Source organism: Pseudomonas sp. CMR5c (genome assembly GCF_003850545.1).
Lineage (GTDB): Bacteria > Pseudomonadota > Gammaproteobacteria > Pseudomonadales > Pseudomonadaceae > Aquipseudomonas > Aquipseudomonas piscis.
Genome location: NZ_CP027705.1, coordinates 417,840 through 440,165 on the forward strand (window position 1 = coordinate 417,840; position 22,326 = coordinate 440,165).

General features: G+C 64.2%; 15 protein-coding genes. 12 read left to right on the forward strand and 3 right to left on the reverse strand.

The genetic code is table 11. From position 1 onward, the window contains the following. Nucleotides 1-303 precede the first annotated feature (303 nt). The gene (thiI, locus tag C4K40_RS01960; RefSeq protein WP_053132543.1) at nucleotides 304-1,758 is read left to right on the forward strand and encodes a tRNA uracil 4-sulfurtransferase ThiI; all 1,455 of its coding nucleotides are present in this window, start codon (nucleotides 304-306) and stop codon (nucleotides 1,756-1,758) included. Between the two features lie 139 nt (nucleotides 1,759-1,897). Beyond that, complete coding sequence (gene typA / locus C4K40_RS01965) at nucleotides 1,898-3,721, forward strand: translational GTPase TypA (RefSeq protein ID WP_022639515.1); 1,824 nt, start codon at nucleotides 1,898-1,900, stop codon at nucleotides 3,719-3,721. 149 nt (nucleotides 3,722-3,870) lie between these two features. Here the strand turns inward: typA and C4K40_RS01970 are convergent, their stop codons facing one another. Further along, entirely contained in the window at nucleotides 3,871-4,314 is a 444-nt protein-coding gene (locus C4K40_RS01970) for a YkgJ family cysteine cluster protein (RefSeq protein ID WP_031320092.1), read from the reverse strand. A 266-nt stretch (nucleotides 4,315-4,580) separates the two neighbouring features. Here C4K40_RS01970 and C4K40_RS01975 point away from each other — a divergent pair, with 266 nt between their 5' ends. The 5 genes from C4K40_RS01975 (at nucleotide 4,581) to C4K40_RS01995 (ending at nucleotide 14,064) form a co-directional block, all read left to right on the forward strand. Then, complete coding sequence (locus C4K40_RS01975; protein WP_053132541.1) at nucleotides 4,581-7,031, forward strand: glycogen/starch/alpha-glucan phosphorylase; 2,451 nt, start codon at nucleotides 4,581-4,583, stop codon at nucleotides 7,029-7,031. A 215-nt stretch (nucleotides 7,032-7,246) separates the two neighbouring features. After that, nucleotides 7,247-10,897, forward strand: a complete 3,651-nt coding sequence (locus tag C4K40_RS01980; protein ID WP_053132537.1) for a DUF2339 domain-containing protein — start codon at nucleotides 7,247-7,249, stop codon at nucleotides 10,895-10,897. Continuing rightward, complete coding sequence (locus C4K40_RS01985; RefSeq protein ID WP_053132533.1) at nucleotides 10,894-12,273, forward strand: DUF3999 domain-containing protein; 1,380 nt, start codon at nucleotides 10,894-10,896, stop codon at nucleotides 12,271-12,273. The genes C4K40_RS01980 and C4K40_RS01985 overlap by 4 nt, the downstream gene beginning before the upstream one ends. A 173-nt stretch (nucleotides 12,274-12,446) precedes the next feature. Then, nucleotides 12,447-13,457, forward strand: coding sequence for a class 1 fructose-bisphosphatase (locus C4K40_RS01990; protein ID WP_022639522.1), 1,011 nt, complete (start codon nucleotides 12,447-12,449; stop codon nucleotides 13,455-13,457). Between the two features lie 4 nt (nucleotides 13,458-13,461). Further along, nucleotides 13,462-14,064: a DUF924 family protein gene (locus C4K40_RS01995; RefSeq protein ID WP_053132531.1), complete on the forward strand. Its 603-nt coding sequence runs from the start codon at nucleotides 13,462-13,464 to the stop codon at nucleotides 14,062-14,064. A gap of 148 nt (nucleotides 14,065-14,212) precedes the next feature. Here C4K40_RS01995 and C4K40_RS02000 read toward each other — a convergent pair whose 3' ends face one another. Next, a complete protein-coding gene (locus C4K40_RS02000; protein WP_218188667.1) occupies nucleotides 14,213-16,105 on the reverse strand; it encodes a methyl-accepting chemotaxis protein in 1,893 nt (630 codons plus the stop codon). A 280-nt stretch (nucleotides 16,106-16,385) separates the two neighbouring features. Between C4K40_RS02000 and C4K40_RS02005 the strand changes: the two genes are divergently transcribed. Together C4K40_RS02005 and C4K40_RS02010 are read left to right on the forward strand one after the other, a co-directional pair. Further along, nucleotides 16,386-16,640 (forward strand): hypothetical protein, encoded by a 255-nt coding sequence (locus C4K40_RS02005; protein WP_022639525.1) that lies wholly within the window; start codon nucleotides 16,386-16,388, stop codon nucleotides 16,638-16,640. 33 nt (nucleotides 16,641-16,673) lie between these two features. Next, a complete protein-coding gene (locus C4K40_RS02010; RefSeq protein WP_031320095.1) occupies nucleotides 16,674-17,243 on the forward strand; it encodes a lipocalin family protein in 570 nt (189 codons plus the stop codon). Between the two features lie 121 nt (nucleotides 17,244-17,364). On the opposite strand, the gene C4K40_RS02015 is transcribed toward C4K40_RS02010, so the two are convergent. Then, nucleotides 17,365-18,729: a formimidoylglutamate deiminase gene (locus C4K40_RS02015; protein ID WP_053132525.1), complete on the reverse strand. Its 1,365-nt coding sequence runs from the start codon at nucleotides 18,727-18,729 to the stop codon at nucleotides 17,365-17,367. Between the two features lie 219 nt (nucleotides 18,730-18,948). Here C4K40_RS02015 and hutC point away from each other — a divergent pair, with 219 nt between their 5' ends. From hutC to hutU, 3 genes are all read left to right on the forward strand, one after another. Beyond that, on the forward strand, nucleotides 18,949-19,617 hold the full coding sequence (hutC, locus tag C4K40_RS02020; RefSeq protein ID WP_235777293.1) for a histidine utilization repressor: 669 nt from the start codon (nucleotides 18,949-18,951) through the stop codon (nucleotides 19,615-19,617). Next, nucleotides 19,614-20,186, forward strand: coding sequence for a HutD family protein (locus C4K40_RS02025; RefSeq protein WP_022639529.1), 573 nt, complete (start codon nucleotides 19,614-19,616; stop codon nucleotides 20,184-20,186). The genes hutC and C4K40_RS02025 overlap by 4 nt, the downstream gene beginning before the upstream one ends. Before the next feature lie 411 nt (nucleotides 20,187-20,597). After that, a complete protein-coding gene (gene hutU, locus C4K40_RS02030; RefSeq protein WP_053132521.1) occupies nucleotides 20,598-22,280 on the forward strand; it encodes a urocanate hydratase in 1,683 nt (560 codons plus the stop codon). The last annotated feature ends 46 nt before the right edge of the window (nucleotides 22,281-22,326 follow it).

The window sequence follows — 22,326 nt, forward strand, 5'->3', positions numbered from 1 at the left end:
TGTTGGAGTGCCCTTAGAATGTGGGTGATGCCGGCGCGAATACTCTGCCATGGCAACCTGCCTCACAAGGGAGCAAATTGCATGCCAGTGCCCTGGGATGGGTTTTGTGCTCCAAAACCACGCTTTGTGCGACCCATGGCAACGAACGCCGGCTTTTTGCGCACTGCAATGTAGCGCTTATTCGAATGAATGACCCGTTTTGGTGCATTGAAAACCTTCTGCACATTAACTGGTTAAACCTTGAGCAATTTCCGCTATAATCCGCGCCCCCCTTTTTCGGCTGGCCCAGCGCGCGCTGTTTTCATGAAACTAATCGTTAAAGTTTTCCCGGAAATCACCATCAAGAGCCGCCCGGTACGGACGCGTTTCATCCGTCAGCTGGCCAAGAACATCCGTGCCGTGCTCCGCGACCTGGACCCGGCCGTGGTGGTCAATGGTGTGTGGGACAACCTCGAGCTGGAAACCGCCGTCAGCGAGCCCAAGGCCCTGAAGGAGATGACCGAGCGCCTGCGCTGCATGCCCGGCATCGCGCATTTCCTGCAGGTCGATGAATACCCCCTGGGGGATTTCGACGACATCGTCGCCAAGTGCAAGCAGCACTTCGGCCACGCCCTGGAAGGGAAGATCTTCGCCGTGCGCTGCAAGCGTGCCGGCAAGCATGAATTCAGCTCCATGGATGTGGAAAAGTACGTCGGCAGCCAGTTGCGCCGGCAGTGCGGTGCGGCGGGAATTTCCCTGAAAGAGCCGCAAATCGAAGTGCGGATGGAAATTCGCGACCAACGGTTGTTCGTGATCCACAGCCAGCACAACGGCATCGGCGGCTACCCGCTGGGCGCCCTGGAACAGACCCTGGTGCTGATGTCCGGCGGCTTCGACTCCACCGTGGCGGCCTACCAGATCATGCGCCGCGGCCTGATGGGGCATTTCTGCTTCTTCAACCTGGGCGGTCGTGCCCACGAATTGGGCGTGATGGAAGTCGCGCACTATATTTGGAAGAAGTACGGCAGCTCCCAGCGCGTGCTGTTCGTCAGCGTGCCGTTCGAGGAAGTGCTCGGCGAGATCCTGGGCAAGGTCGACGACAGTCATATGGGCGTCATCTTGAAGCGTATGATGTTGCGTGCCGCCTCGAGCATCGCCGAGCGCCTGCACATCGACGCGCTGGTCACCGGCGAGGCGATCTCCCAGGTTTCCAGCCAGACCCTGCCGAACCTGTCGGTGATCGACTGCGTGACCGACAAGCTGGTGCTGCGGCCGCTGATCGCCAGCCACAAGCAGGACATCATCGACCTGGCCAACCAGATCGGCACCGCCGATTTCGCCAGGCACATGCCGGAATACTGCGGGGTCATCTCGGTGAACCCCAAGACCAATGCCAAGCGCCATCGCGTCGAGCATGAAGAGAAAGAATTCGACATGGCCGTGCTCGAGCGAGCGATCGAGCGGGCCAAGCTGGTGCCGATCGATCGCGTGATCGACGAGCTGGGCCAGGACCTCAAGGTCGAGGAAGTCGACGAAGCCCTGGCCGGCCAGATCGTCATCGACATCCGCCATCCGGATGCCCAGGAAGACGATCCGCTGGAACTGCCGGGGATCGAAGTGCAAGCGCTGCCGTTCTATGCGGTGAACGCTCGTTTCAAGGAGCTGGACCCCAACCGCCAGTACCTGCTGTATTGCGACAAAGGCGTCATGAGTCGCCTGCATGCTCACCATCTGCTCAGCGAGGGACATGCCAATGTGCGCGTTTATAGACCGAGCTAAATGCCCGGGGCTGTTCGCCTGTGGCTTGCGTCACCGGCCCCCCGACGCCGCCGTCAAGCTGTAACGGCAAGGCCTGAATCTACTGTCCATCGCTGCCCGCACTGGTCAGCACACCGAATCCTCTGATCGAGATACACAAGTGATCGAAAATCTACGCAACATCGCCATCATCGCCCACGTTGACCATGGTAAGACCACCCTGGTAGACAAACTCCTGCGCCAGTCCGGCACCCTGGAGCGCAACGAGCTCAACGACGAGCGCGTGATGGACTCCAACGACCAGGAAAAAGAGCGCGGCATTACCATCCTGGCCAAAAACACCGCCATCAACTGGAACGGCTACCACATCAACATCGTGGACACCCCCGGCCACGCCGACTTCGGCGGCGAAGTTGAGCGCGTAATGTCCATGGTCGACTCCGTGCTGCTGCTGGTCGACGCTCAAGACGGCCCTATGCCGCAAACCCGTTTCGTGACCAAGAAGGCTTTCGAAGCCGGCCTGCGTCCGATCGTGGTGATCAACAAGGTCGACCGTCCGGGCGCTCGTCCTGACTGGGTTCTGGACCAGATCTTCGACCTGTTCGACAACCTGGGCGCTACCGAAGAACAGCTGGACTTCAAAGTGGTCTACGCCTCGGCCCTGAACGGCATCGCCGGTCTGGACCACACCGACATGGCCGAAGACATGACCCCGCTGTACCAGTCGATCGTCGACAACGTACCTGCGCCAAGCGTCGACCGTGACGGTCCGTTCCAGATGCAGATCTCTGCCCTGGACTACAACAGCTTCCTGGGTGTGATCGGTGTTGGCCGTATCGCCCGTGGTCGCGTCAAGCCGAACACCCCGGTTGTCGCCATCGACACCGAAGGCAAGAAGCGCAACGGCCGTATCCTCAAGCTGATGGGTCACCACGGCCTGCACCGCGTGGACGTTGAAGAAGCCGCTGCCGGCGACATCGTCTGCATCAGCGGTTTCGAGGAGCTGTTCATCTCCGACACCCTGTGCGACATGAACAACGTCGAAGCGATGAAGCCGCTGACCGTCGACGAGCCGACCGTTTCCATGACCTTCCAGGTAAACGATTCGCCGTTCTGCGGTAAAGAAGGCAAGTTCGTGACCTCCCGTAACATCAAGGAGCGTCTGGACAAGGAACTGCTGTACAACGTTGCCCTGCGCGTTGAAGAAGGCGACTCGGCCGACAAGTTCAAGGTTTCCGGCCGTGGTGAGCTGCACCTGTCGGTTCTGATCGAAACCATGCGTCGCGAAGGCTTCGAGATGGCTGTAGGCCGTCCGGAAGTGATCATCCGCGAAGTGAACGGCACCAAGCAGGAACCGTTCGAGAACGTGACCATCGACATCCCTGAAGAATCCCAGGGCAAGGTCATGGAAGAGATGGGCCTGCGTAAAGCCGACCTGACCAACATGGCGCCGGATGGCAAGGGCCGTGTACGCCTGGAATACAACATTCCAGCCCGTGGTCTGATCGGTTTCCGTAACCAGTTCCTGACCCTGACCAACGGTGCAGGCATCCTGACCTCGATTTTCGATCGCTACGACACCATGAAGTCCGGCCACATGTCCGGCCGCCTGAACGGTGTTCTGGTATCGGTTGAAACCGGCAAGGCCCTGACCTACTCCCTGGAAACCCTGCAGGCGCGCGGCAAGCTGTTCGTCGAGCACGGCCAGGAGATCTACAACGGTCAGATCATCGGCCTGAACAGCCGTGACAACGACCTGGGCGTGAACCCGACCAAAGGCAAGAAGCTCGACAACATGCGTGCTTCCGGCAAGGACGAGACCATCGCCCTGGTACCACCAGTTCGCCACACCCTCGAGCAGGCCCTGGAATTCATCCAGGACGACGAGCTGTGCGAAGTGACTCCTAAGTCGATCCGTCTGCGCAAGAAGATCCTCGACGAAGGCGAGCGTACCCGCGCTGCCAAGAAAGCCAAGTCCAACTAAGACTGGCTGAATGAAAAACGCCCCCGGTCGCAAGGCCGGGGGCGTTTTTTTATGCCTGGAGAAAACCTGTAGGGACCGTCTTGCCCGTTACCGGCCAAGACGGTATCTACAACGACAGCGGCGGCAGAGTTGTAGAGGGCGGGCGGGGATCAGAAGCGTTCCAGGGTCCGTCGGCTGGTGTTGCTCGGGCGTTCCAGGGGCTTGGGCTTGTAGGCGCAGTAGCCTGGGCGCGGGCCGATCTTGGGATGGTTGCGGCAGGTATCGGGGCGCTTGTCGTAAATGGTGCACAGGCGGCTCTTGCGGTCCAGATACAGGCAGTCGTTGTTGCTCATGCGCTGCAAGGTGAAGATTTCCGACTTCTGGTTGTAGCGCTCGACGATGCCTTCCTTCTGCAGGCGCTTGGCGATGTTCTTCGCCGGCTCACCCCGCTCGAACTCGTCGACGATGCCGATGCGGATCAGGTCCTTGATCTTCACTTCCACTGGCAGTGTGCAGCAACTGGACATGCAGGAACCGCACATGGGCGCGGAGTACTTGGCCCAGGTATCGAGGCGATCGATTTCCGCGGCGGCAATCAGGTTGGAGTTCATCAAGGTGGGTTCCGGCATGTTTTCGGGGGCGCGCGATCATACCGGGACTGCTGGATTTTTGAACAACTTTGCGTCGGATTTTTCGTACTGATGTGCCAGTTATTTCGTGCTGGTACGACCTCTGCTTGCTTTTTCACCGCTGGAGCGGGGGACGGCGCTTTTTGCCCGGTCATTTGAATCAAGGCCGAACCAGAGCCTTCACCTCGTGTCAGACCGACTAGGCTCAGTCAATTCCATGCTCACTGTGTATCTCGTCAGAGGTCTTAACGATGACTCAGGAATCCCCTGTTCGCGACACGGAGGTAGCGGCTTTTCGTGAAGCCGTCTTGACCAAACTCACCTATGCGGTCGGCAAGGATCCGGACCACGCCTTCGACCATGACTGGTTCGAGGCCATCGCCCTGGCGGCCCGGGACCACATGGTCGATCACTGGATGGATCACACCCGGCAGATCTATCGCCGGGGCCAGAAGCGGGTGTACTACCTGTCCCTGGAGTTCCTGATCGGCCGCTTGCTGGTCGACAGCCTGAGCAACCTCGGGCTGCTGGACGTGGCCCGCGAAGCCCTGTCGGACCTGGGCGTGGACCTGGAGCGCATTCGCCTGCTGGAGCCCGACGCGGCCCTGGGCAATGGCGGCCTCGGGCGCCTGGCGGCCTGTTTCATGGAAAGCATGTCGACCCTGGGGATTGCCGGCCATGGCTATGGCATCCGTTATGAACACGGGTTGTTCCGCCAGGCCATAGTCGATGGCTGGCAGCAGGAGCAGACCGAGCACTGGCTGGACTTCGGCAACCCCTGGGAGTTCGAGCGTCCCGAGGTGATCTACTCCATAGGTTTCGGCGGCGGTGTCGAGACCGTGGTCGACGAGAGCGGCGCGACCCGCCAGGTCTGGTGGCCGGCGGAAACCGTGCGGGCGGTGGCCTACGATACCCCGGTGGTGGGTTGGCGCGGTGCCAGCGTCAACACCCTGCGGCTGTGGCGGGCACGGGCCATGGAGGAGTTGCACCTGGAGCGCTTCAACGCCGGCGACCACCTGGGCGCCGTGGCCGAAGTGGCGCGGGCCGAGAGCATCTCGCGGGTGCTGTACCCGGCCGACAGCACCGAGGCTGGCCAGGAGCTGCGCCTGCGCCAGGAATACTTCTTCGTCTCGGCGTCCCTGCAGGATCTGCTGCGCCGGCACAAGAACATGCACGATTCGGTGCTCAGCCTCGGCGAGCATGCGGCCATCCAGCTCAACGATACCCACCCGTCGATCGCCGTGGCCGAGCTGATGCGCCAACTGGTGGACCTGCATGGCATCGCCTGGGATGCGGCCTGGCAGGTCACCGTGGAAACCCTGGCCTACACCAACCACACCTTGCTGCCAGAGGCCCTGGAGACCTGGCCGGTGGGCCTGATGGAGCGCCTGCTGCCACGGCACATGCAGATCATCTACCTGATCAACGCCCAGCACATCGATTCGCTCAGGGCCAAGGGCCTGCATGATTTCGACGTGCTGCGGGCGGTATCGCTGATCGAAGAGGACAACGGCCGCCGGGTACGCATGGGCAACCTGGCGTTCCTCGGCTCCCACAGCGTCAATGGCGTTTCCGGCCTGCATACCCAGCTGATGCGTAGCACGGTGTTCTCCGAACTGCACAAGCTGTACCCCGAAAGGATCAACAACAAGACCAACGGCATCACCTTCCGCCGCTGGCTGTACCAGGCCAACCCGCAACTGACCCAGATGCTGGTGGACGCCCTGGGCCCCGAGCTGCTCGACAGTCCCGAGGACCGGCTGCTGGCGCTCGAGCCCCTGGCCGACAAGCCGGCGTTTCGCAAACAGTTCGCCGAGCAGCGCCTGCACAGCAAGCGGGCCCTGGCGGCGATCATCCATGAGCGCCTGGGGATCGCGGTCAACCCGGCGGCGATGTTCGATGTGCAGGTCAAGCGTATCCACGAGTACAAGCGCCAGTTGCTCAACCTGCTGCATACCGTGGCGCTCTACCAGGCGATCCGCGCCGAGCCGGAAACCGACTGGGTGCCCCGGGTGAAGATCTTCGCCGGCAAGGCCGCCGCCAGTTATCACCAGGCCAAGCTGATCATCAAGCTGGCCAACGATATCGCCCGCACGGTGAACAACGACCCTACGGTGCGTGGCTTGCTCAAGGTGGTGTTCCTGCCCAACTACAACGTCAGCCTGGCGGAAAGCATCATTCCCGCCGCCGACCTGTCGGAGCAGATCTCCACCGCCGGTTTCGAGGCCTCGGGCACCAGCAACATGAAGTTCGGCCTCAACGGCGCCTTGACCATCGGCACCCTGGACGGCGCCAACGTCGAGATGTGCGAGCGGGTCGGGGCCGAGCACATGTTCATCTTCGGCCTCACCGCCCAGCAGGTGGAGGCACGCAAGCGCAACGGCGAGTTCAGCGCGGCGCCGGATATCGCCGCGTCCCACCGGCTCAACGATGTCCTGCAGGCGATCCGTGGCGGGGTGTTCTCCCCGGACGATCCGTCGCGCTATACCGGCCTGGTGGATTCGCTGGTGGACCATGACCGGTTCCTGGTCTGTGCCGACTTCGATGCCTACTGGAATGCCCAGGCCCGGGTCGAGGAGCGCTGGCACGATTCCAAGGAATGGTGGCGCTCGGCGGTGCTCAACAGTGCGCGAATGGGCTGGTTCTCTTCGGACCGGACCATTCGCGAGTACGCCACGGAGATTTGGAAGGCCCTGGAGTAAGCCCGCCGGCCAGGCGCTGGAACTGTGAGCAAGGCCCGGCGTTCGCCGGGCCTTGTCGATATACTGGGCAGCGTTTTTGTCCCGGCCCGTGCCTCGTCGCTCGTGCCCGGCTTCCAATGTCAATGGCGGCCCCGCACAGGCAGGGCCGCGGCCGAAGCGGTAAAACAACAACAGCTGGACCTGTCCGTTACCGGACTGTTTAGGGATGTCGACACATGCAATGGATGTTCATGCTGCTGGGCGCGGTGTTGGGGTGGATCGTCGATGAGTCTTTGGGCGATGCACTGATTGGCGCTTTCCTCGGACTGGCGGTTGGCCTGGCCTTTCGTCTTGGCCTGTTGCACAAGCAGGTGGCTGGCCAGCAGCTTGAGCTGCAGCAAGCCAGGCAGGACTTGTCCCGGCTGGGCCAGCGTCTGGAACTGCTGGAAGCCGGCAACGGCTCGCCGGCCGAACCTGTGGCCCAGCCCGAGGCCAGCAACGCCCCGGCTCCCGAGGTCCAGGTCGCCAGTGCTCCGGTTCCCGAGCCGGCCGCACCGCCGCAGTTCGTCCTCGACGAGATCCTCCCCGTGCAGCCGGCGCCCACCACCGCGGACCTGGTCTGGGAACTGCCTCCCGCCGCCACCCCGGCTGCCGTCAGCGAGCCGCTGCCTGACTCGGCCTGGCGTTCGCAGCCGCAGCGGCAAGCCGAACCGCAGCCGGCACCTTCGCCGGCAGCACCCGTGGAGTACGAGCCGAACCTGATCGAGCGCGCCATCAGCGGTGCGCGCAATTGGCTGTTCGGTGGCAACACCGTGCTGCGGGTCGGGGTGGTGCTGTTATTCCTCGGCTTGGCATTCCTCCTGCGCTACGCCACCGAAGGCGTGGTGGTGCCCATCGAGTTGCGCTATGCCGGGGTCGCGGCCTGTTCCCTGGGCCTGCTGGGCCTGGGCTGGTGGTTGCGCCGACGTAACGGTGCCTATGCGCTGATGCTCCAGGGCACGGGGATCGCGGTGCTGTACCTGACCGTGTTCGCAGCCATGCGCCTGCACCCGTTGCTCGATCCTTCCGCGGCCCTGGGCCTGCTGGTGGCGGTGACGCTGTTCTCGGCGATCCTGGCCATCACCCAGGATGCCCTGGGCCTGGCCGCCGCGGCGGCACTAGGCGGGTTCGCGGCGCCGATCCTCACCTCCACCGGCGCAGGCAGCCACGTGGCGTTGTTCAGCTACTTCGCCCTGCTCAACGCCGGCATCCTCGCCATTGCCTGGTTCAAGGCCTGGCGCCTGCTCAACCTGATCGGTTTCGTCGGTACCTTCGGCATCGGTTTCGCCTGGGGCATGCGTTCCTATACCCCTGAACTGTTGTGGAGCACCGAACCGTTCCTGGTCCTGTTCTTCCTCATGTACCTGGCCATCGGCCTGCTGTTCACCCGGCGCAAGCTGCTGGACCTGAACGATGCCCCCGCCGATGGTGACCGCCAGGCGCTGTTGCAATGGTCGGCGCGCAAGGGCGACTACGTCGACGGCAGCATGCTCTTCGGTCCTCCGCTGGTGGGCTTCGGCCTGCAACTGGCGCTGGTCCAGCACCTGGAGCTGGCCGCGTCCTTCAGCGCCCTGGCCCTGGGCCTGGTGTACATGCTGCTGGCCCGCTTGTTGATGGGTGGCCGGGCCCTGCTGCTGGGCGAGACCTGCCTGGCCCTGGGCGTGATCTTCGCCAGCCTGGCCATTCCCCTGGGCCTGGATGCGCGCTGGACCACCGCCGCCTGGGCGGTGGAGGGCGCCGGGATCTTCTGGCTCGGCATGCGCCAGCGGCGCTCGTTGGCCCAGGCCTTCGCCCTGCTGCTGCAGGCAGGTTCTGCCGCGGCCTTCCTCAATGAACTGCGCTTTGCCAGTACCAGCCTGCTGTCCGGTGCGCCCCTGGGGGCGTTGCTGCTCGGTGGCGCCCTGCTGTTCAGCTTCGACCAGTTGCGGCGCACGCCGCAGGAGCAACTGCCGAACTGGCTGAAAGAAGGCATCCGCCCACTGTTGGCGGTGGCTGGCCTGGGCTTCCTGTATCTGCTGGCGCCGCTGTTCTTCGCCGCCCAGGGCACGGCCATCAGCTGGGCCCTGGCAGGGTTGGCGACACTGTTCGTCGGCTTGCGCCTGCAATCGCGGACGTTCCTGTTCAGTGCGTTCGCCATCCAGTTGCTCGGGGGCGCGTTGTTCCTGCTGCACCTGAAGGGCGCGGACGGCGATGCCGGTGGGGTCTTGAGCAGTGGCTGGAGCGGGTTGATGAGCGCCTCGCTGATCGGCCTGGCGCTGATCGGCGGCATGCTGGTGGCCTCGCGCGATGCCATGGTGCGCGACGATCCGCGTTTGCTGCGTGGCCTGTCGGTGGTGCTGCTGGCGGGGTTGGTGCTGATCAACCTGGCGGTGCTGTTCGTCCTGCCGTGGCGCACCGCCAGCGGCGTCTGGGCTGCCAGTGGCTTGTTGATCATCTGGTTGAGCCTGTACCTGCAGCAGCGGGTGAGTTTCTTCTTCGGCCTGGCGTTGCAGGTGATCGGCGGCAGCGCCTTCCTGCTGGTCGGTTCGGACTGGTTCTACGCGGCGCTGGCTGAGGGCGTGCGGCCCCTGGCCAATGGCGACTTCTGGACGCCGATGGTGCTGGCCCTGGCGGCGCTGGTGGGGGCCTGGCGCCTGCAGCGGGGCAACCATGGCTCGGCGTTCGACGCCCTGGCCCTGGGCCGCCTGGCCGATTTGCTGCTGGCCTGGGGTGCCTGTTGGTGGGCGTTCACCTGGATCAAGGAAGTACTGCGTTTCGCTCCCGTGCATTGGCAGCCGGCGCTGCTGTTGGCGCTGGCTACGGCCAGCGTATTGCTAGCCACGCTGCTGGCGGTACGTTTGCAATGGAAGTCCCTGGGCTTGCTGGGCAGCCTGTTGATCCCGGCTGGCGGGCTGGTGCTGATGGCTTGCTGGACCAGCCGCTACAACCCGGCGGCAGATTTCGGCTGGCTGGCCTGGACGGCGCTGTTCGCCGTGCATTTCTTCAGCCTGCGGCGCCTGGCTGCGCTGCTGCCGGCGCGGGTGGCAAGCGTCGCCCATGTGCTGGGTTGCTGGTTGTTGATTGGCGTGTTGGCGCTGCAGCTGCGTTATGGCCTGCTGCTGTTGTCCGAGCAGTACAACGCTTGGCGCTGGCTGGGTTGGGCGATCCTGCCGAGCCTGTACCTGGTGGCGATGGCTGCGCCGCGCAACTGGCCGTGGCCGGTGGCCGGCCACTCCCGGGAGTATCGCCTGTATGCCGCGCTACCCCTGGCGGTGCTGATGCTTGGCTGGTTCTGGCTGGCCAACCTGTTCAGCGACGGACGCGCCGATCCGCTGCCCTACCTGCCGTTGCTCAACCCGCTGGAGCTGGGGCTGCTGTTCGCCCTGTTCGGGGTCTATGTCTGGGCCCGTAGCGCGGCGCTGGAGCTGGCGATTCGCAGTGACTACGCCGAGCGTGGCACGCAGTTGGTGGCCGGGGTCTCGCTGTTCGCCTTCTTCACCGTAATGGTGATGCGCGCTGCCCATCACTGGAGCGGGGTGCCGTTCCATCCCGATGCCCTGCTGGCCTCGATGATGGTCCAGGCCGGGCTGTCCATCGTCTGGACCTTGATCGCCCTGGGCCTGATGATCGGCGGGCACCTGCGCCATCGCCGCGAGATCTGGCTGATCGGCGCGGCGTTGATCGCGGTGGTGGTGGCCAAGCTGTTCCTGGTGGAGCTGAGCAACCGTGGCGGCCTGGCGCGGATCGTCTCGTTCATCGGGGTCGGGGCGCTGCTGCTGGTGGTGGGTTATTTCGCCCCATTGCCGCCCAAGCGGGCGGAGGCCGAGCCTGAGGCCGGCAAGTCGTTGAATGAAGGAGTGTCGCCTTGAGTCAGAAGCTGAACCTGCGCTGGTGGGGGGCCATGGGCCTGTGTGTGGCGCTGTCCGCCGTGGCCCAGGAGCAACCGGGGGACTTCAAGTCCCGGGTGCCGTTGAGCCTGAGCGGCGAAGGTCCCTGGTACCGCCTGGAGCTGCCCCTGGCGGTGCAGATGCGCGCCAGCCAGACCGACCTGCGCGACATCCGGGTATTCAATGCCGCCGGCGAGCCCCAGGCTTATGCCCTGGCCCGCCAACAGGCCCAGGCCAGCGAGCAGCGCAGCCTCAGCGCGGTGAAGTGGTTTCCGCTGTACAGCTCCGCCCAGGCCGGCGACAGCCCGGCCAGCGTGCGGGTGCAGTCGGGCACCAACGGTACCCTGGTGGAGGTGCAGCCCGAGGCGCGGGCGCAAGCGGAGCAGCAGGTACTGCGCGGCTGGTTGCTCGATGCCAGCGCGATCAAGGCACCGCTTCAGCAGCTGGTCCTGGATTGGAGCAGCGAGCATGACGGTTTCCAGCGTTTCAGCATCGAGGCCAGCGACGACCTGCGGCACTGGCAGGCCTGGGGCGAAGGGCAGGTCGCGCGTTTGTCGTTCGCCGACGAGCGGGTCGAGCAGCATGAAGTGGCGTTGCCCGGGCAGTCGGCGCGTTACCTGCGCTTGTTGTGGAAATCTGCGCAGGTGGCGCCGGCGCTGACTGCCGCGCAGTTGCAGAGCAGCACCACCAGCAACCAGCCATCGCCATTGGTGTGGTCGCAGCCGCTGGCCGGCACTGCGGCCAAGGCGGGCGAGTACAGCTGGCAATTGCCCATGGGCCTGAACGTCGAGCGGGTACGGGTCGAACTCAAGCAGGCCAACAGCCTGGCCCCGGCCCGGCTCTACGGGCGCCGCGACAGCAGCCTGCCCTGGCAGCCGCTGGGCAACGGCCTGTTGTATCGCCTGACCCAGAACGGCCAGGACGTGCAGCAGAACGAACTGCAATTGCCCGGGCAGACCGTACAGCAACTCAAGCTGGTGGTGGATGAGCGTGGCGGTGGCCTGGGAGCGGCGGCGCCGGCCCTGGAGTTCGCCGTGCGTGGCGCGCAGCTGGTGTTCCTGGCGCGTGGGGATGGGCCTTACACCCTGGCGCTGGGCAACCCCGGGGTGAGCGCGGCCAACCTGCCGTTGTCCACCCTGATTCCCGACTACAGCCCGCAGCGCCTCAAGCAGTTGGGCCAGGCCCGGATCGAGGGTGATGTACAACTGAGCGCATCCGCTCCTGGCGATGCCGCGGCGCCCGCAGCCCCCGGGCCGGACTGGAAGAAGATCGGCCTGTGGGCGGTACTGCTGCTGGGCGTGCTGGCCCTGGGCGCGATGGCCTTCAGTCTCCTGCGCAAGCCTCAAGCCAAGGCTTGAGCCCGGCGCGAGGGGGTTCGCTCCCTCGCCACCCGTGCCCGTGGTTTTGCGACTACGCTGAACCCGGCGCCTGAACTCTATCTGCCCGTTCCCTGTCTCAGAGGAGGAAATGCGCCTCGACTCGCGTTAAACTGCGCGGGTTTTTCAAGCCCCCCATCCTTCCGGAGCCTTCCATGTCCCGCGTTACCCTGAGTCGCTATTTGATTGAGCAGACCCGCAGCAACAACACTCCTGCCGATCTGCGCTTCCTGATCGAAGTGGTGGCGCGTGCTTGCAAGGAAATCAGCCATGCCGTTTCCAAGGGCGCCCTGGGCGGCGTGCTGGGCAGCATGGGCACGGAAAACGTGCAGGGCGAAGTGCAGAAGAAACTCGACGTGATCTCCAACGAGATCCTGCTCGAGGCCAACGAGTGGGGCGGCCACCTGGCCGGCATGGCGTCCGAGGAAATGGACAACGCCTACCAGATCCCCGGCAAATACCCCAAGGGTGCCTACCTGCTGGTATTCGACCCGCTGGATGGCTCGTCGAACATCGACATCAACGCCCCGGTCGGCACCATCTTCTCGGTACAGCGTTGCCCCAACGAGTACCTGAGCCAGAACGAAGCGCTGAATGAAAAGGCCTTCCTGCAGCCTGGCTCCAAGCAAGTGGCCGCCGGCTATGCGATCTACGGCCCGCAGACCATGCTGGTGCTGACCCTGGGCGACGGCGTCAAGGGCTTCACCCTGGACCGCGAGATGGGCAGCTTCGTCCTGACCCACGAGAACATCACCATTCCTGAAAGCACCCAGGAATTCGCCATCAACATGTCCAACGAGCGTCACTGGGAAGCACCGGTCAAGCGCTACGTGGACGAGCTGCTGGCCGGCGATACCGGTCCGCTGCAGAAGAACTACAACATGCGCTGGGTCGCCGCGATGGTGGCCGACGTGCACCGCATCCTGACCCGTGGTGGCCTGTTCATGTACCCACGCGACAGCCGCGAGCCGGAAAAACCCGGCAAGCTGCGCCTGATGTACGAAGCCAATCCGATGTCGTTCCTGGTGGAGCAGGCGGGCGGCGCGTCGACCAACGGCCACCAGCGCATCCTCGATATCCAGCCTGAAGGCCTGCACCAGCGCGTAGCGGTGTTCCTCGGCTCGAAGGAAGAAGTGGCCCGGGTTACCGCCTACCACCAGGAGTAAGTTCATGAGCGCACCCTGGCAGCCCCTGCTCGACTGGTGGTTCGGCGACGCCGAGACGCCGGCACAGATCGTCGCTGCCAAGGGTGGCTTGTGGTTCGGCAAGCGCGACAGCCAGGATCGCCAGGCGCAAGAGCGTTTCGGTGACCTGGTGGAGCAGGCCCTGGCCGGCGGCCTGGTCGAGTGGACGCAAAGTCCCCAAGGCTGGCTGGCCCTGGTGCTGTTGCTGGACCAGCTGCCGCGCATGATCCACCGCGATACCCCCGGGGCATTCTCCGGCGACGCCCGGGCCCAGGCCCTGGTGGCTCAGGGTATTGCCGCAGACTTCGATCGGCGCCTGACGCCCATGCAGCGTTGCTTCATCTACCTGGTGTTCGAGCACTGCGAACACCTGGCGGTGCAGAATGAAGCCGTATCGCGCTTGGCTGCCTTGCACGACGAGCAGCCGGAGCAAGACCGCCCGGTCTTCGCCAGCCAATTGGACTATGCCGAACGGCACCAGAAGATCATCGCTCGCTTCGGGCGCTTTCCCCACCGCAACGCCATTCTCGAACGTGAATCCAGCGCCGAGGAATTGGCCTTCCTGAGCCAGCCCGGCTCAAGCTTCTAATCCTTCTCCTGTAACCGCTGCCGAGCGGGCGAGGCTGCGCCAACGCCCCCAGGGCTTGCGGCGCTTTTGCCGATGCGACTCCCGCGTCCTTGCGGGCCGTGTACCGCCTCTAGTAGCGGCTGCACGAGGCTATCCCTGTTGCCCGACGTCAGATCCGGAAGCTGCCCACCAGGTGTTGCAGGCGCTGGGCCTGCTGTTCCAGGTCGGCGCAGGCGCGCAGGGTGGCTTGCAGGTTTTCCACGCCCTCCTGGTTGAGGGTGTTGATCTCGTTGATGTCGACATTGATCGACTCCACCACGGCGGTCTGTTCTTCCGTCGCGGTCGCCACCGACTGGTTCATGCCATCGATCTCGCCGATGCGCTGGGTCACGCTGCCCAGGCGCTCGCCGGCCTGGTTGGCGATGCCGACGCTGCTTTCGCTCTCGCGCTGGCTTTCGGTCATTGTCCCGACTGCCTGGCGGGCGCCTACTTGCAGCTCCTCGATCATCTTCTGCACTTGCTGCGCCGAGTCTTGGGTGCGGTGGGCGAGGTTGCGCACCTCGTCGGCGACCACGGCGAAGCCACGTCCGGCCTCACCGGCGCGGGCGGCCTCGATGGCAGCGTTGAGCGCCAGCAGGTTGGTCTGCTGGGAGATACCGGTGATCACTTCGAGGATCTGGCCGATGTTCACCGTGTTGCTGTTGAGGGTCTCGATGTGCTCGCAGGAGTTGCTGATCTTGGCCGACAGCTGGTGCATGGCGTCGATGGTCCGATCCACCACTTGCTGGCCATCTTGTGCCAGGTTGCGTGCTTCGCTGGAATGCTGCGACGCCAGGGCGGCGTTCTGGGCGATTTCCTGGGCGGCCGCGCCCAGCTGGTTGATGGCTGCGGCCACGCTGTTGGTGCGCGAGGCTTGCTGGTCGGAGTTGAGCATCGACGAGTTGGAGGCGGCGACTACACGCAGGGCCACTTCGTTGACCTGGCCGGTGGCCGAGGAGACTTCGCGGATGGAGCTGTGGATGCGTTCGACGAAACGGTTGAAGGCAACGCCCAGGGTGCCGAATTCGTCATGGTTGTGGATCTCCAGACGCCGTGTCAGGTCACCTTCGCCTTCGGCGATATCGTGCATGGCCCGGCCCATCAGGTGCAGGGGTTGCAGCAGCAAGCGGATCAGCATGCCCAGCAGACCGATGATGATTACCACGGCGATCGCCATGGCGATCAGCGCCGAGGTGCGGAACTCACCGAGCATGGCGAAGGCCGCGTCCTGGTCCAGGACCAGGGCCACGTACCAGTTGGTCGAGTTCACGCCGTTGACGCGAGTGAAGGAGATGAACTGGGTCTTGCCGTTCAGCTGTACTTCCTGCAGCCCGGGGCTCACCCGCGGCGCGCCGTCCGGATAGGCCTCGGCCAGGTTCTTGAGCACCAGCTTGTTGTCGGGGTGGATCAGGATCTTGCCATCGGCGCCGACGATGAAGGCGTGGCCATGGCCGCCGAAGTTCAGCGAGTTGATGATGGCGCTGATGCTCGACAGGTCGATGTCGGCACCGGCGACGCCGATCATCCGGCCCTGGTGCTGCACGGGAGTGGCGACGGTGATCACTAGCTTGCCCGACGAGGCGGCGACGTAGGGCTCGGTGACGATGGTCTGCTGCGCCGTGTTGGCCGCCTTGTACCAGCCACGGCTGCGGGGGTCGTAGTCGGCCGCGCGGTTACCGGCCGGGACCGAGAACATCATGCCGTCCTGGCCGCCGAAGTAGGTGAGCTGGAAGTTGCCGGTGTAGGCGGGCAGGCCGACGCTGCGCTTGAGGCTATCGGCGCCGCTGCCGTCCACGGCGATCTGCTGCGCCAGGGACTGCAGGAGCTGGATGCGGCTTTCCAGCCAGGTCTGGATGTTGCTGGTGCTCAGGCTGCCCAGTTCCTGCATCGAGGATTCGGTACTGCTGCGCAAGGCTTCGCGCTGGCGGTAGTCGTTGAACAGAATGAAACAGGCGAACGCGACGGCGACCACAAGGGCGGCGGCAAGCAGGATCTTGTGGCTGAACTTCATATTACTGGTCATTAAGTGAACTACCGCGAGGGGGTGGTCAACGAGGGGCGTCAATTTGCCACAGTGGTGGTGTTTGCGCTGCAGTTATGTCGACTGGCCATCAGTGAAAATGAGCCCGACCGGCACAAAACCGACGAACAGCCAGGCGCTGATCGAAGGTGGTTGATTTGTGTGGGAAATGCCTGGCTCATCGGCAAGAAATACCCGGCCTGGCGGGGAACCAGAAGGGGGTTTTCTCTTCTAAGCTTCTGGTTGGCTAACAGGCCTTCCCCCTTTCGTCCAGGAGTTCACCATGTCCCTGCGTTCCATCGCTCTGTTGTCGTTCTGCGTGCTGTTGGCCGCATGCAGCAAGGTCAATCAGGAAAACTATTCCAAGCTCTCGACGGGCATGCCCAAGGCCGATGTCGAACAGCTCCTGGGCAAGCCGACCGACTGCTCGGGCGCACTGGGCATGTCCAGTTGCACCTGGGGCGACAAGAACAGCTTTATCAGCGTGCAGTATGCCGGTGACAAGGTCCTGATGTTTTCCGGGCAAGGCCTGAAGTAAAGACCGGGGCCTGGGGCCCACGGGAGAAAAATAATGATGCGTTTCGTTGTCACTCTTCTAGCCGGCCTGCTCTTGGTCGGCTGCGCCACGTCCCGGGACGATTCGTTGGCGCCCAAGACCGCTAGCCATGTCGAACTCAAGCGCTACCAGGGGACCTGGTACGAGTTGGCGCGCCTGCCGATGTACTTCCAGCGCAATTGCGCGCAATCCGAAGCCCGCTACACCCTGTTGCCGGATGCGACGATGGCGGTGCTCAACCGCTGCCTGACCCCGGAATGGAAGTGGGAAGAAGCCCGAGGCACCGCCACGCCCCAGGTGCCGGGCCAGACCGACAAGCTCTGGGTGCGCTTCGACAACTGGTTCACGCGCTTGCTGCCGGGAGTGGCCAAGGGTGAGTACTGGGTGCTGTACGTCAGCGATGACTACAAGACGGCGATCGTCGGCAACCCGAACCGGCGCTATCTGTGGCTGCTGTCGCGGACCAAGGAAGTCAACGAGACGGTACGCGAGGAGTTGTTGAGCAAGGCACGCCAGCAGGGCTACGACACCACGCGGTTGATCTGGCGGGTCTCGGACTCGGCCATGGCCAAGACCTCCAAGTAGTCCGGTTTCATCGAGGCGGGGCCCATTGTGGCAAGAGCATCGTTGGCGAGATGCCGTGATGATCAGGAGCCTGGCTCACGGCCCGCAAGGCGGGCCTGGTGGTTGGCCGGGCCGCCGGGACTCAGCCCAGCAAGTCGCGCAGGACCTGGGCGAAGGCCCGGCTGCTGGTTTCCTCTGCGGCATGTCGACCGTCGCGCACCACCCAGCGCCCGCCAACCATCACATCCCGTACCTGGCGATCGCCACCGGCGAACAACCAGCGGTTGAGAATCCCGTCGGCATTGGCGGTGGCCAGGTAAGGGTCGTTGCCGTCGAGCACCAGCCAGTCGGCGCGGTTGCCCACCGCCAGCGTGCCGATCGCTTGCCCCAGGGCCTGGGCGCCGCCATCCAGGGCCGCGTCGTAGAGGGTGCGGCCGACCATGGGCTGGTCTGCCCGGTACAGGCGATTGCGGCGCTGATCCCGCAGGCGCTGGCCATATTCCAGCCAGCGCAATTCCTCCACCACGCTCAACGAGACATGGCTGTCGGAACCGATGCCCAGGCGGCCGCCCTGGGCCAGGAAATCCACTGCGGGGAAGATACCGTCGCCCAGGTTGGCCTCGGTGGTCAGGCACAGGCCGGCGATGGCCCGGCTCCTGGCCATGAGGCTGACTTCCTCGGGGTTGGCATGGGTGGCGTGGACCAGGCACCAGCGCTGGTCCACCGCGACGTTTTCATATAGCCACTGCAAGGGCCGGCGGCCACTCCAAGCCAGGCAGTCATCGACTTCCTTCTGTTGCTCGGCAATGTGGATATGCACCGGGCAGTCCGGGTCGCTGGCGGCCAGCACTTCGCTGATCTGCTGTGGCGTGACTGCGCGCAGCGAGTGGAAGCACAGGCCCAGGTGCTGGTTGGCTTGTCCGGCCAGCAGGGGACGTAGCTGCTGTTGCAGCTTGAGGTAGTGCTCGGTGCTGTTGATGAAGCGGCGCTGGCCGTCGTTGGGCGCCTGGCCACCGAAGCCCGAATGGCTGTACAGCACCGGTAGTAGGGTCAGGCCGATGCCGGTGTCGGTGGCGGCCTGGCTGATCCGGCGCGACAGCTCTGCGGGGTCGGCGTAGGCCTGGCCGTCGGTGTCGTGGTGCACGTAGTGGAATTCGGCCACCGAGGTGTAGCCGGCCTTGAGCATTTCGATGTACAGCTGGCGGGCGATGACTTCCAGTTGCTCGGGGCTGATCCTGCCCACCAGGCGGTACATCAGGTCGCGCCAGGTCCAGAAGCTGTCATTGGGGTTGCCGGCCACTTCCGCCAGGCCGGCCATGGCCCGCTGGAAGGCATGGGAGTGCAGGTTGGGCATCCCTGGCAACAGTGGACCCTTGAGTCGTTCCGCGCCCTCTGCGCCAGCGTTGGCCTGGATTTGGCTCAGCTGGCCGTCGGCATCGACTTCAAGACGTACATCATTGGCCCATCCGTCAGGCAGCAGCGCGCGTTCGGCAAAGAAGGCGGACATGGTTCGAGTACCCCATTGTGTGTTATTTGTATATACATATACAGACGTTTGCCTGCCCGGTAAACTCCGGCAAGCTAGGCTTTCGTCGCCAGGCGTCGACCGACCCTGACCACTTTCACCGACCCTCAAGGATTTCCCGTGCCGACCCCGACTGCCAACTCGCCGCTGGCCGCCCACCTGAGCGATAGTCCGGCGCCCTTGTATGCCCGCGTCAAACAGATGATCACCCAGCAGATCGAGAGCGGAAACTGGCCGCCGCACTATCGCGTGCCCTCGGAAAGCGAACTGGTCAGCCAGCTGGGCTTCAGCCGCATGACCATCAACCGTGCGCTGCGCGAGATGACCGCCGAAGGCATGCTGGTGCGCATGCAGGGCGTGGGTACCTTCGTCGCCGAGCCCAAGACCCAGTCGGCATTGTTCGAGGTGCACAACATCGCCGACGAAATCGCCTCCCGCGGTCATCGCCACACCTGCCAGGTCATCACCCTGGGCGAGGAGGCCGCCGGTTCCGAGCGGGCCCTGGCCCTGGACATGCGCGAAGGGCAGAAGGTCTTCCATTCGCTGATCGTGCATTTCGAGAACGACATCCCGGTGCAGATCGAGGATCGCTTCGTCAACGCCCTGGTGGCGCCGGAATACCTCAAGCAAGACTTCACCCTGCAAACGCCCTATGCCTACCTGTCCCAGGTCGCGCCCCTGACCGAGGGCGAGCATGTGGTGGAGGCGATCCTCGCCGAACCTGAAGAATGCAAGTTGCTGCAGATCGAGCGTGGCGAACCCTGCCTGCTGATCCGCCGCCGCACCTGGTCCGGGCGCCAGCCGGTGACCGCCGCGCGGCTGATCCACCCTGGTTCCCGTCATCGCCTCGAAGGACGCTTTCACAAATGATCCGGTCTAGCCTGCTACGCGCCGCCGACTATCCACGCATGCCCTGGAAGAACGGCGGCGGCAGTACCGAGGAAATCACCCGGGACAGCGGAGCTGGCCTGGAAGGCTTCGGCTGGCGCCTGTCGATCGCCGACATCGGCGAATCCGGCGGTTTCTCCAGCTTCGCCGGCTACCAGCGGGTCATCACCGTGCTGCAGGGCGCTGGCATGCAGCTTTGCGTGGATGGCCAGGATGTGCGCCCGTTGCTGCCCCTGGATCCCTTTGCCTTCAGTGGCGCCAGCCAGGTCAACTGCACCCTGCTGGACGGCGCCATCCGGGATTTCAACCTGATCTACAGCCCCGAGCGCTATGTGGCGCGGCTGCAGTGGTTCGATGGCCAGCAGCGCTTCTTCAGCCAAGCCCATACGGTGCTGGTGTTCAGTGCCGCCGAACAGGCCTGGGTCGATGTGGCCGGCGCTGCGGTCCAGGCCCTGGGCCGCTACGATTGCCTGCGCCTGGACGACAATGCCGGCCTGCTGGAAATCGCCCTCGACGGGCGCTGCTGCGTGATCGAACTCACCAGTATCTGAGTCACCCTTGCTGGCGGGCCAGGGCGTGGCCTGCCAGCTTCCCTTCTGGTCTCCATCACTCTTCTATCCGTGCTTCGGCCTCCTGCTCGAGGTGGCTGGCTCTTGTCCGTTCCCGGGGGCGGTCCCTGTTCCTGACGGCGCACCAATCTGTTACCGAATGCCCCAGCAGCGGGCAAAACCTGCCTCTGGTAACAACCAGCGGGAGCTTCGATTGATACCCGAGGGAAAATTCATTCAAGGCCGAGGAGCCCGATCTAGAAGGTTTCCAGGCTTTTTTCGGTGATTGTTTCAGGTGGCTTGGACAGAGTTGGCCGCTTGATTGCATATGCTTGTATGTACAAGTAAATATGTGTGCGTAAGAGTCGATGCCATCCTCTTCGCACCTTGGGCTCATCGTCGAGGAGGTTTTCCGTGGCTGACAACAAATTCACCAAATACCGGAACGTAGAAATCCGTGCCCCGCGTGGCAACAAGCTGACCGCCAAGAGCTGGCTGACCGAAGCGCCGCTGCGCATGCTGATGAACAACCTCGATCCGGAAGTCGCCGAGAACCCCAAGGAGCTGGTGGTCTACGGCGGCATTGGGCGCGCGGCGCGCAACTGGGAGTGCTACGACAAGATCGTCGAGAGCCTCACCCACCTGAATGACGACGAGACCCTGCTGGTGCAGTCCGGCAAGCCGGTCGGCGTGTTCAAGACCCACGCCAACGCCCCACGCGTGCTGATCGCCAACTCCAACCTGGTGCCGCATTGGGCCAACTGGGAACACTTCAACGAACTGGATGCCAAGGGCCTGGCCATGTACGGCCAGATGACCGCCGGCAGCTGGATCTACATCGGCAGCCAGGGCATCGTCCAGGGCACCTACGAAACCTTCGTCGAAGCTGGTCGCCAGCACTACGGCGGCAGCCTCAAGGGGCGCTGGGTACTGACTGCGGGCCTGGGCGGCATGGGTGGCGCCCAGCCACTGGCCGCGACCCTGGCCGGCGCCTGCTCGTTGAACATCGAATGCCAGCAGAGCCGCATCGACTTCCGCCTGAGCAGCCGTTATGTCGACGAGCAAGCCAAGGACCTGGACGACGCCCTGGCGCGTATCGCCAAGTACACCGCCGAAGGCAAGGCGATCTCCATCGCCCTGCTGGGCAACGCCGCCGAAATCCTGCCCGAGCTGGTCAAGCGTGGCGTGCGCCCGGACATGGTCACCGACCAGACCAGCGCCCACGACCCGCTCAACGGCTACCTGCCGGCCGGCTGGACCTGGGAGCAGTACCGCGATCGTGCCCAGACCGAACCGGCTGCCGTGGTCAAGGCTGCCAAGCAATCGATGGTCGTGCACGTGCAAGCCATGCTCGACTTCCAGAAGCAGGGCATCCCGACCTTCGACTATGGCAACAACATCCGCCAGATGGCCAAGGAAGAGGGCGTGGCCAACGCCTTCGACTTCCCGGGCTTCGTCCCGGCCTACATCCGCCCGCTGTTCTGCCGTGGCATCGGCCCGTTCCGCTGGGCGGCGCTGTCCGGCGACCCGCAGGACATCTACAAGACCGACGCCAAGGTCAAGGAGCTGATCCCGGACGACGCCCACCTGCACAACTGGCTGGACATGGCTCGCGAGCGCATCAGCTTCCAGGGCCTGCCGGCGCGTATCTGCTGGGTCGGCCTGGGCCAGCGCGCCAAGCTGGGCCTGGCATTCAACGAAATGGTCCGGCGCGGTGAGCTGTCGGCACCGATCGTCATCGGCCGCGACCACCTGGACTCCGGTTCGGTGTCCAGCCCGAACCGTGAAACCGAATCGATGCAGGACGGTTCCGATGCCGTGTCCGACTGGCCGCTGCTCAACGCCCTGCTCAATACCGCCAGTGGCGCGACCTGGGTTTCCCTGCATCACGGCGGCGGCGTCGGCATGGGCTTCTCCCAGCACTCGGGCATGGTCATCGTCTGCGACGGCAGCGATGAAGCCGCCGAGCGTATCGCTCGCGTCCTGACCAACGATCCGGGCACCGGCGTGATGCGCCATGCCGATGCCGGTTACCAGATCGCCATCGACTGCGCCAAGGAGCAGGGCCTGAACCTGCCGATGATCACCGGCAAGTGACACTCCGGCGGTTCGCCGCCAGGACCAGGGAAGGAGCCGCCGCACC